Annotated in this window: 13 protein-coding genes and 1 tRNA gene; 13 read left to right on the plus strand and 1 reads right to left on the minus strand. The window is 33.1% G+C overall.

All coding sequences use genetic code 11. The annotated features are described in order from the left end of the window. Positions 1-423 precede the first annotated feature (423 nt). From X926_RS02705 to yqeK, 12 genes are all read left to right on the plus strand, one after another. Positions 424-498 (plus strand) — tRNA-Thr (locus tag X926_RS02705). Positions 499-584: 86 nt separating this feature from the next. Then, the gene (gene tilS / locus X926_RS02710; protein WP_103064893.1) at positions 585-1,520 is read left to right on the plus strand and encodes a tRNA lysidine(34) synthetase TilS; all 936 of its coding nucleotides are present in this window, start codon (positions 585-587) and stop codon (positions 1,518-1,520) included. 36 nt (positions 1,521-1,556) lie between these two features. Continuing rightward, complete coding sequence (gene ftsH / locus X926_RS02715) at positions 1,557-3,494, plus strand: ATP-dependent zinc metalloprotease FtsH (RefSeq protein WP_103064894.1); 1,938 nt, start codon at positions 1,557-1,559, stop codon at positions 3,492-3,494. Continuing rightward, entirely contained in the window at positions 3,445-3,900 is a 456-nt protein-coding gene (locus tag X926_RS02720; RefSeq protein WP_103064895.1) for a thioesterase family protein, read from the plus strand. The genes ftsH and X926_RS02720 overlap by 50 nt, the downstream gene beginning before the upstream one ends. 58 nt (positions 3,901-3,958) lie before the next feature. Beyond that, positions 3,959-4,687 carry a response regulator transcription factor gene (locus tag X926_RS02725; RefSeq protein WP_012208701.1) on the plus strand — a complete coding sequence of 243 codons (729 nt, stop codon included), beginning with the start codon at positions 3,959-3,961 and terminating at the stop codon, positions 4,685-4,687. A 72-nt stretch (positions 4,688-4,759) separates the two neighbouring features. After that, on the plus strand, positions 4,760-6,040 hold the full coding sequence (locus X926_RS02730) for an ATP-binding protein (RefSeq protein WP_103064896.1): 1,281 nt from the start codon (positions 4,760-4,762) through the stop codon (positions 6,038-6,040). Between the two features lie 2 nt (positions 6,041-6,042). Then, positions 6,043-7,368, plus strand: coding sequence for a thymidine phosphorylase (locus X926_RS02735; protein ID WP_103064897.1), 1,326 nt, complete (start codon positions 6,043-6,045; stop codon positions 7,366-7,368). Between the two features lie 22 nt (positions 7,369-7,390). Beyond that, positions 7,391-9,076, plus strand: coding sequence for a phosphodiester glycosidase family protein (locus X926_RS02740; protein WP_233186669.1), 1,686 nt, complete (start codon positions 7,391-7,393; stop codon positions 9,074-9,076). Between the two features lie 32 nt (positions 9,077-9,108). Further along, on the plus strand, positions 9,109-11,181 hold the full coding sequence (gene fusA, locus X926_RS02745) for an elongation factor G (RefSeq protein WP_103064899.1): 2,073 nt from the start codon (positions 9,109-9,111) through the stop codon (positions 11,179-11,181). A 153-nt stretch (positions 11,182-11,334) separates the two neighbouring features. Continuing rightward, on the plus strand, positions 11,335-11,862 hold the full coding sequence (locus tag X926_RS02750) for a cob(I)yrinic acid a,c-diamide adenosyltransferase (RefSeq protein ID WP_041534059.1): 528 nt from the start codon (positions 11,335-11,337) through the stop codon (positions 11,860-11,862). Positions 11,863-11,872: 10 nt separating this feature from the next. Next, entirely contained in the window at positions 11,873-12,154 is a 282-nt protein-coding gene (locus tag X926_RS02755; protein WP_012208707.1) for a DUF503 domain-containing protein, read from the plus strand. 34 nt (positions 12,155-12,188) lie between these two features. Beyond that, entirely contained in the window at positions 12,189-12,761 is a 573-nt protein-coding gene (gene yqeK / locus X926_RS02760) for a bis(5'-nucleosyl)-tetraphosphatase (symmetrical) YqeK (RefSeq protein ID WP_103064901.1), read from the plus strand. A gap of 9 nt (positions 12,762-12,770) precedes the next feature. Here the strand turns inward: yqeK and X926_RS02765 are convergent, their stop codons facing one another. Continuing rightward, entirely contained in the window at positions 12,771-13,607 is an 837-nt protein-coding gene (locus tag X926_RS02765; RefSeq protein WP_103064902.1) for a M23 family metallopeptidase, read from the minus strand. 264 nt (positions 13,608-13,871) lie between these two features. Between X926_RS02765 and X926_RS02770 the strand changes: the two genes are divergently transcribed. After that, positions 13,872-14,804, plus strand: a complete 933-nt coding sequence (locus tag X926_RS02770) for an inorganic phosphate transporter (RefSeq protein ID WP_103064903.1) — start codon at positions 13,872-13,874, stop codon at positions 14,802-14,804. The last annotated feature ends 9 nt before the right edge of the window (positions 14,805-14,813 follow it).

Consider the following 14,813-nt stretch of genomic DNA (forward strand, 5'->3'; position numbering starts at 1 on the left):
TTTTTACTTTTGTTAACTCACAATACTTTGAAATAATCTCTGACTTCTCTTTTTTACTTGATTTCAAATATTTTTCTATCAACCTTTTGGTTAGTTCCATATCGAATGCCTCCATTTTTTCCTTGCCTCCTTCCAAAAGAGTCAAGGATATGATATCATTTCAAAGACATCGAATTATGATCTAACCAATCTTTTTCACGGACATGTAATATTATCTAATGCGTACAGTTGACATTTTTGAAATTATATAGTAAAATACACAATGGAGGGCCTAAAGAATCTCGTGCACGTAATGGTGCTTGGCACTTTAATAGTGCGAAATTCCGCATTAAGGTCGGATATTATATTTTTTGATAATCAGGCCCTCCATTTTTGACCCCAAATAGGGGTTTTTTGTATGTATTGTCAATAACGGATTAAGTTGCCGGTGTAGCTCAACGGTAGAGCGGCTCATTCGTAATGAGTAGGTTGGGGGTTCAAATCCCTTCACCGGCTCCACAATATTTTTAGTAATCAAAGCGTCTTGAGACGCTGTTTTGTTTTTATAGACGTTATCAGATTGATAATTGAAAGGAGAAGAGGAAGTGATACTCCAAGATTTTGAGAAAAAAATATTTAAATTTATAAGAGACTATAAAATTTTTAACAAATATGATAAAATTCTATTAGGAGTTTCCGGTGGAAAAGATTCAATGTCTTTGCTTCATGTAATGTTTAAATTATCCAGAATTATGGGATTTGAAGTATCTGTAGCCCATTTAAACCATTGCATGAGAGAAGAGGCTGATAGTGACGAAGCCTTTGTAAGACGAGTTTGCGAGAAACTAAGTGTACCTTTTTTTTCCAAAAAAGCGGATGTTTTTACATACTCAAAAGAAAACAAGGTAGGCGTTGAAGTAGCGGGGAGAAATTTAAGGTATGAGTTTTTTTATGAAACATTAAGAATGTTAAGTTATAATAAAATAGCAACCGCTCATCATATGGATGATTTATTTGAAACAATGATTTACAGAATTTTGAGAGGAACAGGTATATATGGATTAGGCGGCTTAATCCCTATAGAAGAAGAAATAACAAAACCAATGTTATGTATAGACTTGGAAGAAATCAAAAATTATGTTACAATTAATAATATAGAGTATGTGGAAGATAAGTACAATTATTCTTTGGATTATGCCAGAAATAAGATAAGATATGAATTTACTCCTTTATTTGAGAAGATCAATCCAAGGTACAAAGAAAGTTTCTTTAGACTTGCAAAAATCATTTGGAGTTACAGGGAAGAAGTTAAAAGGAAATTTGAAGAAAGAAGTGAGATCAGTAAAGACTCATTAAAATTAAGATTAGAAAATGACTTTTTCGATGGCGAAATAATAAGAATTGCCTTTTTGAAGTTTGGTAAATATCCTCCAAATATGGAGGAAACAGAGAAAATCATAAAAATGCGCAAGGGTGGAGTAAGAAAGATAAATGGGTTAAGTATAACAAAAAAAAGTGATTCTCTGCTAGTTAAAATTTAATAAACTTATAGAATTGAGAAAAGAGGAGGTCTAGTCTTGCAAAATAAAAGAAACCAATCTAGAGTTCTTTGGCTATTATTAATATATATAACAATAGGTATTTTTATATATGTTGGAGTTAACAGCCTTATCGGTACTCCAGATGTTTCGAAAATAGAATATAGTGAGTTAGTTCAAATGTTGGAAGATAAAAAGATTGTCTCTCTAGAAATAGAAGATTCTGGCTATGCCAGAGCAAGAGATAATAGAGGACTTTATTATGAAACATATGCCCCAACTCTTTTATCAGACCAACAATATGTTTATGGACTTGCAAATCAAGGAATAGAGATTAAATATGTCAGAAGCTTAGAAAACAGTTGGTGGTTCTCTATTTTAACGTTTCTTTTGCCTGTTTTCTTACTTATTTTTCTTTTCACCTTTTTGTTTCGATCAAGCGGGGGTGGAGCAAATCAAGGTATGAATTTTATAAAAAGTCCTGCTAAAAAATATGACCCCAAAAAAACCCGCACCACTTTTAATGACGTTGCAGGGGTTAAGGAAGCGAAAGAAGAATTAACAGACGTAGTAAAATTTTTGAAAGATCCAAAGGTTTTTAATAGGCTAGGCGCTAGAATGCCAAAGGGTGTGCTTTTAGTAGGGGAACCAGGCACAGGTAAAACTTTACTTGCTAGAGCAGTGGCTGGAGAGGCAGGTGTACCATTTTTTTATATTAGTGGTTCTGATTTTGTGGAACTTTTTGTTGGGGTAGGAGCCGCAAGAGTTCGAGATCTTTTCAATCAAGCTAAGGCAAACGCACCTGCTATCATTTTTATTGATGAAATAGATGCAGTTGGTAGGCAAAGAGGATCGGGTCTTGGAGGAGGTCATGATGAAAGGGAGCAGACCCTTAACTCCATATTAGTAGAAATGGATGGATTCGATCCAAGTATTGGAATAATAGTTATGGCAGCTACAAATAGGCCTGATGTTCTAGACAAAGCTTTGCTAAGACCTGGAAGATTTGATAAAAAAGTGGTAATTGATAGACCTGATGCCGAAGGAAGGAAGGATATATTAAAGATTCACTTTAGAGGCAAGAAAATAGCCCCCGATGTTGATTTAGAGGTGTTAGCCAGAGCTACTCCTGGATTTGTCGGAGCAGATTTAGAAAATTTAGTCAACGAAGCGGCGCTTTTGGCAGCAAGAAACGGGGAAAAGTTCATAACAATGAAGGATTGCGAAGAAGCTATCGAAAGGGTTATAGTTGGTCCCGAGAGGAAAACGAGAGTGCTTTCCGAACAAGAAAAAGAAGTCGTTGCATATCATGAACTAGGTCATGCTATTTTAGGAACTATCTTACCAAATGCTGACCCTGTACACAAAGTAACAATTATTCCTAGAGGTTACGCGGCCTTAGGGTACACCTTACAGTTACCTTCTGAAGACAGGTATCTGATGAATAAATCTGAAATACTCGATGATATTGCGGTAATGTTAGCTGGTAGAGCCGCAGAAGAAATAATATTCGATGAAATTACCAGCGGAGCCGAAAATGATTTAAAGCGAGCTACAGAAATGGCAAGAAGGATGGTAGAAAGTTTTGGTATGAGCGAAAAAATAGGTCCTGTAGCTTGGGCTAGCGAAAGTGAAGAAACGTTTTTAGCACGTGAACTATTTAGAGAAAAAAACTATTCGGATGAAACTGCAAAAGAACTGGATTCTGAGGTAAAGCAAATAATAAATAAAAGCTATGAAAAGGCTAAATCAGTGTTGTTAGAGAACAAGGAGAAGCTACAATTCATTGCTCAATATCTTTTAAAAAAGGAAACTATCTCAGGACAGGAACTAAGAGACTTATTACAGAAAGATACAGATGACCTAAAGGAATATTTTGAAAATCTTGGAGTATCCTCAACTCAAGAAGAAGCAAAGGTGGTAAACTATGAGTACCTTTCTAGAGAAAATAATCTCATTGAAAGGAAAGGAATTTAATTACTCCTTTAAAGTAAAAGATGAAAGTTATTTATGGTCAGAAGATAAAGAAGTTATAAGTTTTCATGCTTTAAGCACCTCTTCTCTTTTAGAAGAAATACATAAATGTACGTATAATATTTTAAAAGATCTTTTGGAAAAAGATCAAGTTTCTGTAGTTTCACATAGTTGCATAGACCATCTGTCCTCTACACCTTATTCTTTTAAGGTATTCATAAAGTTAAAAATAACAGATGTTTCCTACAACAAAGTGCATTTTCAGGGAGAAGCCTTTGATGAAATTAACAAAATCGCAACTTTTGAATTAACTCGAAATATTGTTTCTAAAAAGATCCTGAGAAAAAACTTAAATCAAAAAATGGAGAGTATAAATTTGTCAGGACAAATTTCTGAGCGTTACACATGAAGATGAGTCTTAGTTAAATAAGTTAACCAAAAAAATATCCCAAAGGGGGGAAAGAAAAGTGGCAAAAAAAAGTATTATGATAGTAGAAGACGATCCGGCGATCTCTGAAATGTTATCTTTGAACTTGACCAAAGAAGGTTACGAAGTAATAACGGCTGTGTCTGCTGATGAGGCTTTAAAGAAATTAGAGGAAAAAGATACCGACTTTTTCATAGTGGATATTATGTTACCAGGTTCAATGGATGGATTTGATTTAATTAGAATCTTGAAATCCAGCGAAGATTATCGCAATACGCCCGTACTCATATTGAGTGCCAAAGATGATGCTGCTGATAAAGTAGCTGGGTTAGAACTTGGTAGCGATGATTATGTCACTAAACCTTTTAATGTAAGAGAACTAATTGCAAGAATTAAAAGCATATTTAGGAGACAAGCTGCATCAGCTCAAATGAAAGAAGAAGGACCCAAAAAAATTACAGCCAAAGATTTAATTATCGACACTGAAAGATTAGAAGTTTGGGTAGGGGGAAATCCAGTCAGCCTTACCCCGTTGGAGTTCGATTTGTTAGTTTTTCTTGCTAAAAATGAAGGAAAAGTCTTTAGTCGAGATGTATTGTTGGATAAATTGTGGGGTTATGACTACTACGGAGATACAAGAACAGTAGACGTTCATATCAGAAGGTTGAGAACAAAGATCGAAGAAGATCCTTCTAATCCAAAATACATAATTACAGTAAGAGGGAAAGGATACAAATTCAGAGATCCTGGAAAGGAAAGAAACTACTAAATATTCAATGGCAGAGGGTAATACCTCTGCCTTTTTTCCAATTGGATTTTATTAATAAACTAGGTGAAAATATTGGTCAATATATATATTATCGTTATTTTATTGCTTATTATCACAAATATTTTATTTATATATGCTTATTCAAGAAAGAGAAAAGAAGAAAAGGCTCATCAACGGTTTAAAAATGAGATTGCAAAAAGCATAAATATAAACATAAAAAATCCTGTTGATGATTTTCTTTTGCATCAACTAACTTTGTATATTAAAAATTTAGAAGAAAAATACAAATCCGAAAAATACAAAAGAAGGAACATATTTTCGATTCTAGATACCCTTTCCGAAGGAATAATATTGGTTTCTTATAATCAAAATGAAATTATCAGGGTGGATTTCGCTAATTCTTTTGCCAAAAATATTTTCACAACAGAAAATTTTGTCGGTAGGTCATTAACAGAGGTAGTTGACAATCACAATCTCATTGAATTGACTTTAAAAAGTTTTAAAACTAATAAAGATTTGGAAGAAGAAACTTCATTCTATTATCCAGAAAAAAAATACTTCAGATGTCAAGTTAAATCAATAAATGTTGAAAATTATAGAGTTATTATTTTGTTAGATATCACGAAAGAAAAAAATTTAGAAGATCTAAGAAGGGAATTCTTAACCATCATGTCGCATGAAATGCGGACACCTTTATCTGTTATAAGCGGATACTTAGAAACGATATTGCACGAACCTAATTTGGACGAAGAAATTTATCAACCACTAAAAAAAATAGAAGAAGAAATATCGAGATTAACCAGAATGTTTAACGATCTTTTAGATATAGAGAGATTGGAAAAAAATATAGGCGAAGAAAAAAGATTTGTATATTTCAATTTTTCTAATACGGTAAAGAGAGCCTTTGATTTCTTTAAAATTGTTGCTGATAAGATGTCCATTGAGTTTGAAGAACAAATAGAAGATGATCTATACGTTTTCGGTAATGAAGATAGACTCCTTCAGGTAGTGTATAATATTTTAGACAATTCTTTTAAATTCACAGCTTTAAAAGAAAAAGGCGAAAAGAAAGTATGGTTAAGATTGTACGAAAATGACAATACTATAATTTTGGAAATTGAAGATACAGGAATAGGCATACCTTCAAAAGAATTAAAAAGGATTTTCGATCTATTTTACAGAGTAGACAAATCGAGAAGCAGGCAAGTACCAGGCTTGGGGATTGGTTTGTACATAGTCAAAACTGTTTTGGATAACCACAATGCAAGAATATATTTAGACAGTGAAGAAAACAACGGTACATTGTTTCAAGTCATCCTTCCTATCAAAACAAATAATGAAACGGAGGTTTAAAGTTGAGAGCATACGATATTATAAAAAATAAAAGAGATGCTAAAGAAAATACAAGAGAAGAAATAGAATTTATGATCAATGGCTATTTAGAAAACCGTATTCCAGACTATCAAGTTTCTTCCTGGTTAATGGCTATTTTCTTCAACCATTTAACAGAGGAAGAAAGTTATAATCTAACGGATGTAATGCTTAAAAGTGGAGATATTATAGACTTATCAAGGATCACAGGTAAAAAAATCGACAAACACTCTACTGGAGGCGTTGGTGACAAAACTACAATAGCCATAGCACCTATGGTTGCTTCATTAGGGGTTAAAATAGCCAAATTATCGGGCAGATCTTTAGGGCACACTGGAGGAACTATAGACAAGCTTGAATCTATTCCTGGTTTTAAAACCTCTCTGACCACTGAAGAATTCTTTGAAATAGCGAACAACGTAGGGATTGTTGTGGCTGGACAGACTGGAAATATTGCCCCAGCAGATAAAAAGTTGTATTCCTTAAGGGATTCTACCGCAACTGTTGAGGAATTATCCTTAATAGCTTCAAGTATAATGAGTAAAAAACTCGCCATAAATAGTAACGGAATCCTTTTGGACATCAAAGTGGGTTCAGGGGCGTTCATGAAAAACATTGAAGATGCCAAAGAGTTAGGTAGAATCATGCTAAAAATCGCAAAAAGATACGATAAAAATACTGTTGCTTTAATTACCAATATGGATCAACCTTTGGGAGATAACGTTGGAAACGCTTTGGAGGTAATGGAAGCAATAGATACAGTCAAAGGAAAAGGCCCAAAAGATTTTTCTGAGTTATGTTTAGAAATCTCTTCTTATATGGCTTCCTTATCTGGTATAATAACCTATGAAGAAGCGAAGAAAAAATTAATAGAAAACATAGAACGCGGTATAGTAAAAGAAAAAATGAAAGAATGGATAAAAGCTCAGGGCGGAAAAGAAGAAGTAGTTGATGATCCCACTAAGTATCTTAATATATCCTCAAAAACTTTAGAATTCAAGGCAAAGGAACAAGGGTATATAACCTTTATTGATACCGAAAAAATAGGTTTAGCATCAATGGTATTAGGAGCCGGCAGACAAAAAAAAGAAGATATTATCGATAAAAGTGTTGGTTTAACAATTAACAAAAAACTTGGTGATAAAGTTGAAGAAGGGGAGACAATAGCTAAGTTGTTTGTCAGTGACAACAGCGACGTTGATGCCTCTCTAAACCTTTTAAATGCTGCTTACAACATTAGTAAAGAAAGACCTAAAAACATAAATAAAAATGTAATTCTTGATGTTTTATTTTCCAATGAGAAAAGTTGATTGGATGGAGGATCATTCATTGATGAAAAAGCTTATCTTTCTCTTCTTGCTAATAATTCTAGCAATAAATTTATTTTCTGAAGAAGCTATTTTTATATCTCAAAAAAATCCTCCTGTGAATATGGAAGCTATCAAAAATCAAGATTATTTTTATATTAATGTTGATTATCTTTCCAAATATGATAGCATGGTAATGAATCGCACTTCCAGAATAATGTATATAATATACAATAAAAATGTTTTAGAAATTAGTTTGAACGATTATTACTCTAAAATTAACTTTATAAACAAATACAATAATTCCGTACTTATTATCGATGAAAATGTATACATAAGGGAAGATGTCTTATCTACATTCTTACAATTGAATAATTTTAAAGATATTGACAATATTTTCTTCTACTCAGAAATTCCTAAAATAACTACCTGTAATGTTAGTACAAGTGAAATCAAAATTGAATTTAATTCATATCTCTCAGAAGATTCGATAACTTTGACTAGAATAACAAAAGATGGAGATTACTTATTAAGCATAAAACCTGTTGCACCTATGGAAAGTATTCCAAATAATCTCGACTATTCATACTCAAACAATACCGCTTACTTAAAGTTCAAAAGTGATTTCAACTATGAAGTTAATTTAAATGGGAAAAATTTATCTATTATCATCGATGAAAAAGTTATTTCAACCAGCACCGATACGGATAAAACCACATATGAAAACGAAGGTCTTCAATACATTGAAAAAACCGAAGAATTAAACGGACAAAGGTTAAAAATTTACCAATTAATCGTCGATCCAAAAATATATCAAATAAAAGTTGATTTGAATAATTTAGGAACACGCTCCGATGTATATTCTTTTTTAAAAGAGAAAAATCCGATCTTTTCTGTTAACGCTTCTTTTTTCGATCCTCAAACTTTGGAACCAGTGGGAAATATCATATCCGACGGCGCATTATTACATTTGAGTTCTTATTCTCGGCCTGCATTAATTATAGGAACAAATTTTCTAGACATCGACTATATTAAATTAGAATACCAATTAAATATTGATAATCTGCTTTTTTGGATAAAATCCATTAATTCTACCTGGAAAGGAGACGTTAAATTATATACTCATCATTATAAGGGAAACATAACGGAAACAGAAGAGAATTATGTTTTTTTCTTAATTGATGAAAATAACCGAATTATATCAAAAAACAAAACAACTCCTTCTGAAGGTGAAAAATTAATACTTGTAGATAAAAAATACGAAAAATATTTAGAAAATATATCTTTGGGAACAAAAGTCGATTTCACACTTAATAAAAGCGAAAATTTGACAAACGATCCTACTTTACTTTTAGAGGGTGGGCCCATATTGATACATTCCAAATATACGCAAGAACAACTAGATGCAGAAAAGAAAAGTTACTCCAATGGAATAATTTATGGTAAAGCCCCTAGAACTGTAGTAGCGATAGATAAAGAACAAAATATCAATTTAATGGTAATTGAAGGACTTGATAATCCGGAAACAGGTCTTACATACGACGAAACAAGAAACCTGCTATTTAAAATTGGTGAGTTTGAAGTTGCGATGATGCTAGATGGTGGTAGTTCTTCTATAGTTTATTACGAGGGTGAAATACAAAATTTCAAAAACGAAAAAACTCGTAATTATATTCCCGTGCTTCTAAGTGTTTATAAAAAAATCCCGTAGTTAAGAAATAGATTTAGAATGGAGGGGTAATAGTGAGTGAATATAACGCTGAAAAAAAGAGGATCATAGGATTCTTTGGACATCATGGATGTGGTAAAACTACCCTTATGGACGATGTCCTTGTAAATCTTGGATTAACTGATAGAATAGGTCAAAGACATTTAGACAAGGATCCTGTTGAAAAAGAAAAAGGAGCAACCTTTTCTAACCACATTTTCTCGTTCGATTTAGATGATTCAAGAATGTACTTTTTTGATACACCGGGATCTTTAGACTTTATAGGAGATATACAAATAGCTTTAAACGCTGTGGACAACGTAGTTATTGTAATAAACGCTTCTGCTGGTGTGGAAGTAACAACAGAAAGAATTTGGAATATGGCGAGAGAATTAAACAAGCCTATCGTATTTTATGTAAACCAAATGGATAAAGAAGAAGTTAACTTCGGAAACTTAATGCAAGAACTCAAAGAAAGTTTTGAGGACGAAATAAGAATAGTTCCTTTCCAGGTTCCCATAGGTGAAGGCTCAGATTTTAAAGGAGTTATAAATCTTTTATCAAATGACGTATTTATATATGAAGAAGGGACAGGCAAATCCTCCAAACAGAGTGAAATCCCTGATAATGCTAAAGATTATTTGGAAAGATTTCATTCTGAAATAATAGAAGATATTGTTGAAACCAACGAAGAACTAATGGAAAAATATTTTGAATCCGGCGAAGAAGGATTAAGTCAAGAAGAATTGATTTCCTCACTTCATAAAGCGTATGATGAAGATAAAATAATTCCTGTATTCATTGGATCTGCTTTAAAAAACATTGGTTTTGATCAATTGATAAAGGCTTTAATGAGTTTCGGAATGACCCCGCTTGAAAGAAAGTTTCACACTGAAGAAGGCAGTGAGATTTCTTCCCAAGAAGATGGTCAGTTTTTAGGTATCATCGTTAAAAATGAAGTAGACCCGTTCGTTGGAAAACTCACCTATCTAAGGGTTATTAGCGGTTCTTTAAAAGCCGGTTCTAGTATCTATATTGTTGAAGAATCCACAAGAGAAAAGATTTCCCATATCAACATACCTAGATTTGATAAGAACGAAGAAGTCGAAGTCGCTGGTGTTGGCGATATCTTAGTTATACCTAAGCTTAAATCGAGTAAAATAAATCAAACCGTATCCAGTGAAGAAACGTCAAATAGGCTGAAATTACCAGAATTTCCAGAACCGATGATATCTAAGTCTATAGCCCCTAATTCTAAAAATGAAATAGACAAAATTACTGAATCGTTGGCAAAAATTGCAGAGTCAGACCCAACATTTAAATGGGAATTCGATGCGGAAACTGGAGAAACGGTCATAAGTGGAATGGGAACCATTCACTTAGAAATAATGATAGAGAAATTGAAGAAGAATTTCGGCATTGATTTTGAGGTAGGAAAACCAAAAATTGCTTACAAGGAAACCATAAGAAATAAATCCCAGGCAGAATACAAACACAAAAAACAAACCGGAGGTCATGGTCAATACGGTCACGTTAAAATAGAAATTGAACCGCTAGAAAGAGGAAAAGGCTATGAATTTGTTGATAAAATCGTTGGAGGAGTTATCCCAAAAAATTTCATACCATCCGTAGACAAAGGTATCAGAGAAGCTATCAAAAAAGGTGTTTTGGCTGGTTTTCCTGTTGTTGATATTAGGGTCACTCTTTTTGATGGCTCTTACCATGAAGTTGACTCTTCAGATATTTCATTTCAAATAGCTGCAAGGCACGCATTTAAAATAGCTATGGAAAGCGACACACCGGTTATTTTAGAACCAATTATGCATGTTGAAATATTCTTACCCACTGAAAACACAGGAGATGTTATCGGTGAAGTTACAGCTAAAAGGGGAAGGCCTTTAGGAATGGAATCAGCCGGGAAAGGATACGATAAGATAGTGGCTGAAATTCCATTGGCTGAAATGCTGGATTTTTCACCTCGTCTCAGTTCTATCTCCTCAGGAAAGGGTTATTTTACCATGAAATTTTCCCATTATTCAGAAGTCAGCCCTGATATACAAAACAAAATAATAGAAGAAAGAAAAAGGGAAGAAGAATTACAAAAATAAAATGGGGCTATGCCCCATTTTTATATATCTTTTGCAGCTTTGTGCAAAATGGTTTTTTAAGTTTGCCGCATTGTGCAAACTGTGGCACTTCAAAACTAAGATTTTCATTTTAAAAGGGTCACAGGACAAATAAATAAAAAGGAGAGATGTATGGTGTCTATTACAACAAAAACAGGTGATAAGGGTGAAACTTCTCTTTGGAGTGGAGAAAGAGTATCAAAAGACGACCTAAGGGTTGAAGCCTACGGTACCGTAGATGAATTAAACTCATTCCTTTCCGAAGCAAGCCACTATTTAAAATCTCATGAAGTAAAAAAAATAATTAACGAAGTACAGAATAATTTATTTAAAGTAGCAGGAGAATTAGCTTCCAAAAGTCAAACATATAAATATCCCATTCAAGAAGAAGATGCCCTTAAAATTACGAATTATGTTTATGAATTTGAAAACAGGTTAGATTTAAAGGGATTTGTAATACCCGGAAGAACTTTGCAATCTGCAAAGTTAGATATTTGTAGAACTATAGCTCGAAGAGCAGAAAGACGAATTATCGCTTTAGACAAAAAAGAACCTGTATCAGAGCCATTAAAAAAATATGCAAATAGATTATCTGATCTGTTATTTGTATTAGCTCGTTTTGAAGAGTACATAGAAGATAAAATTGAATTCAAAAAATGGTGAGGGAATTAAAATGTTCTGCATCAAATTAGAATTGAAAATTAGGTTGTTTGGAATTGGTTCTTTGAAAGACAAAAGATCGGTAGTGAAAACACTTATAAACTCACTTAGAAAAAAGTACAATGTGTGTGCTCTAGAAGGGAATTATAACGACTCGAAAAATTACTTGGGAATATTCGTATCGTCGTTAAGTCAAAGCAGAGATTATTTACTAAACCTTATTGAACAGATTGAGGATGACATCGAACTTAATTATGGTTTAGAAGTTGAAAGGGAAGATTACACAATTTTTTAATTGTTATATGACCGCATAGTTAGGAGGTTATAATTTGGATTTAACCAGAATTATAGAAGAATTAAAAATGTATTTAAAAGCAACTATTAAATCTAAAAAAAGATTAGAACATATCTACAACGTTGTCAATTTCTCCATAAAATTAGCCCAAATCCACAAACTTCCAGAAAGAAAAGTGGAAGTCGCCTCGTTAGGACACGATTTGTTTCGAGATGTAGATCCAGGCAGGTTAATAAAATTGGCGGAGTTTTATAAAATTCCACTTGATAAATTCGATAAAAATCGCCCCATTCTCTTGCATGGAAAAGTAAGTGCGGAATTTTTGGCAAGGAAATTCCTTATTGACGATGATATATACCAAGCGATATATTATCACACGAGCGGTTATGAAAAAATGGGAGATATAGGAAAAGCGCTTGTTATTTCCGATTCAGCAGGAGATGACAAGAATTTTGAAGGCGTTGAAGAACTAAGAAAGGTATCAATCATATCTTTGAATGAAGGGTACAAATTAGCGATTAAAAACAAAATAAGCTATGCATTAGCTAAAGAGAGATACATATTGGAAGATACATATAAGACATGGAACGCACTGTGTCAAATTTGAGGATTTGTATCAATTTCCACCTAAGCCATATTCGTTTTCTGTATTATTCAATACATAAATTCTATTACTGGAAGGCAAAAATACTAACGGGTCGTAATTTGTATCGGCCTTTTTAACTTCGAAGTGAAGGTGAGGACCTGTACTTAAACCTGTATTTCCCACTCTTGCTATCATTTCGCCTTTTTCGACATATTGACCCTCATACACATTTATTTGAGAAAGATGACCGTAAACATAAGAACCATTGGAAGATTCTATTTCAACCATCAAACCATATCCGCCATTTTCGCCAACGAATTTTACTTCTCCCGCTTCAACACAAAAAACGGGTGTGTCGATGGGTGCCGCAAGGTCGATCCCTTTATGAAAAGAATATTCTTTAGTAATAGGGTGAATCCTATATCCATAAAGAGAAGAAATCGTACCATAAACAGGCCATATTATACTTCTTTCGTTATTAAAAGCTTTTCCTACAACACTTTTAGGGATAAAAAGTTTTTGATTAACAAAAATAGTTGTTGTAGCAAGATTGTTCGCTTTAACTATATCAGAAACGCTTGTGAAAAACAATTTAGCGATATAAGTTAGATTATCTCGCTTTTTGACTTCATAGATATACCCTTCCGGTTGAGGAATCGATATTACTTGCCCAATTTTTAAATTGTTTGGAGATAAATTAGGATTCCAATCTAAAATAGTTGAAATGGATACGTTGTATTCAATTGATATACTATACAATGTTTCATTACTTTTAATTTGATGTTCAACGATAGAATAAGACGAAAAGGCTACTACAGCCAAAATTGAGAAAGTAAAAAATACAGCCGCTCTTTTAAGACTGCCCAAAAGTTGTCTTCCCCCTTACTGATTCAACAGGTTAATAAAGAATACGAATTTATTATACCATATGATAATCTTTATCTAGTAAAAAAATAATTAACAATTCCTAAATTTACTTTCTCTTATTTTGATTTTTCTAATCATTGACATCTATTAAAATTGGTGTTAGAATAGAAAAATCTCTTCTGAGAAAAGCCTATGATTGCCACTATGGTAAAAATGGGCTTTAATTTTTTAAATATCTTCCTAAAATGGGGGAATATTTTTAATATGAATCTATTTTATTTAATCCCAGCTATATTGTTAGGATGGTCTTTAGGTTCCAACAATTCTTCCAATGTATTTGGACCAGCTGTGGCTTCTGGATTAGTTCCATACAAAAAAGCTATTATAGTATCTGCATTTTTTGTTTTTGTCGGCTCAGTAGTTGGGGGGAGAAATGGGTTAAACACCTTGGGGGCTTTGACTAATTTAAGTGTTGAACTACTATCATTAGCCTTATTTTGTGCTTTTTTAACGATGATTTTTATGAGTTTGATTGGGCTTCCTGCATCTGCTACCCAGGCTGTTGTAGGAGCTCTGATTGGTTTAAGTATTCTAAAAGGAACGTTCAATTCAGCCATTTTAACAAGAATTTTTATTTCGTGGATACTTACTCCTATTGGTGCCTTGGTTTTCGCTTTTATATTATATAGACTTTTAGCCCTAATATTTAGAAAATTTTTGGGGATCACAGCCCAAGATAGATTCTTAAAAGTACTAACATGGCTCGCTATTTGTTATAGTGCCTACTCATTAGGGGCTAACAACGTTGCAAACGTTACTGGAGTATTTGCAAACGTTTTACTTACTCCTAACTTTTTACTTATTATAGGTGGTTCAGTAATAGCGGTTGGAATTTTATCTACAAACAAAAAGGTTTTATATACCGTAGGGAAAGGAATTGTTGAATTAGATCATTTTTCATCATCCATATCGATTTTGGGGGCAGGGGTTACCTTGTGGGTCTACTCTTTAATTGGTATCCCTGTCAGTGCCGCACAGGCTACAATAGGTGCCATTATAGGTGTTGGATTAGCAACAGGTACTAGAACTTTTGATACTAATACGATAATGAAAGTAATATTTGGTTGGATAGGAACACCTATGATTTCTGGACTTATTTCTCTTATAGTATTATTACTAATTCAATTATTATATTAAGAAGAGGGG

Source organism: Petrotoga sp. HWHPT.55.6.3, assembly GCF_002895495.1.
GTDB lineage: Bacteria > Thermotogota > Thermotogae > Petrotogales > Petrotogaceae > Petrotoga > Petrotoga mobilis.

Coding starts and splice junctions, on each gene's coding strand:
- X926_RS02720 (WP_103064895.1), top strand. CDS start 3,445: ATGAGTACCTTTCTAGAGAAAATAATCTCATTGAAAGGAAAGGAATTT.
- X926_RS02740 (WP_233186669.1), top strand. CDS start 7,391: ATGAAAAAGCTTATCTTTCTCTTCTTGCTAATAATTCTAGCAATAAAT.
- X926_RS02755 (WP_012208707.1), top strand. CDS start 11,873: ATGTTCTGCATCAAATTAGAATTGAAAATTAGGTTGTTTGGAATTGGT.
- X926_RS02770 (WP_103064903.1), top strand. CDS start 13,872: ATGAATCTATTTTATTTAATCCCAGCTATATTGTTAGGATGGTCTTTA.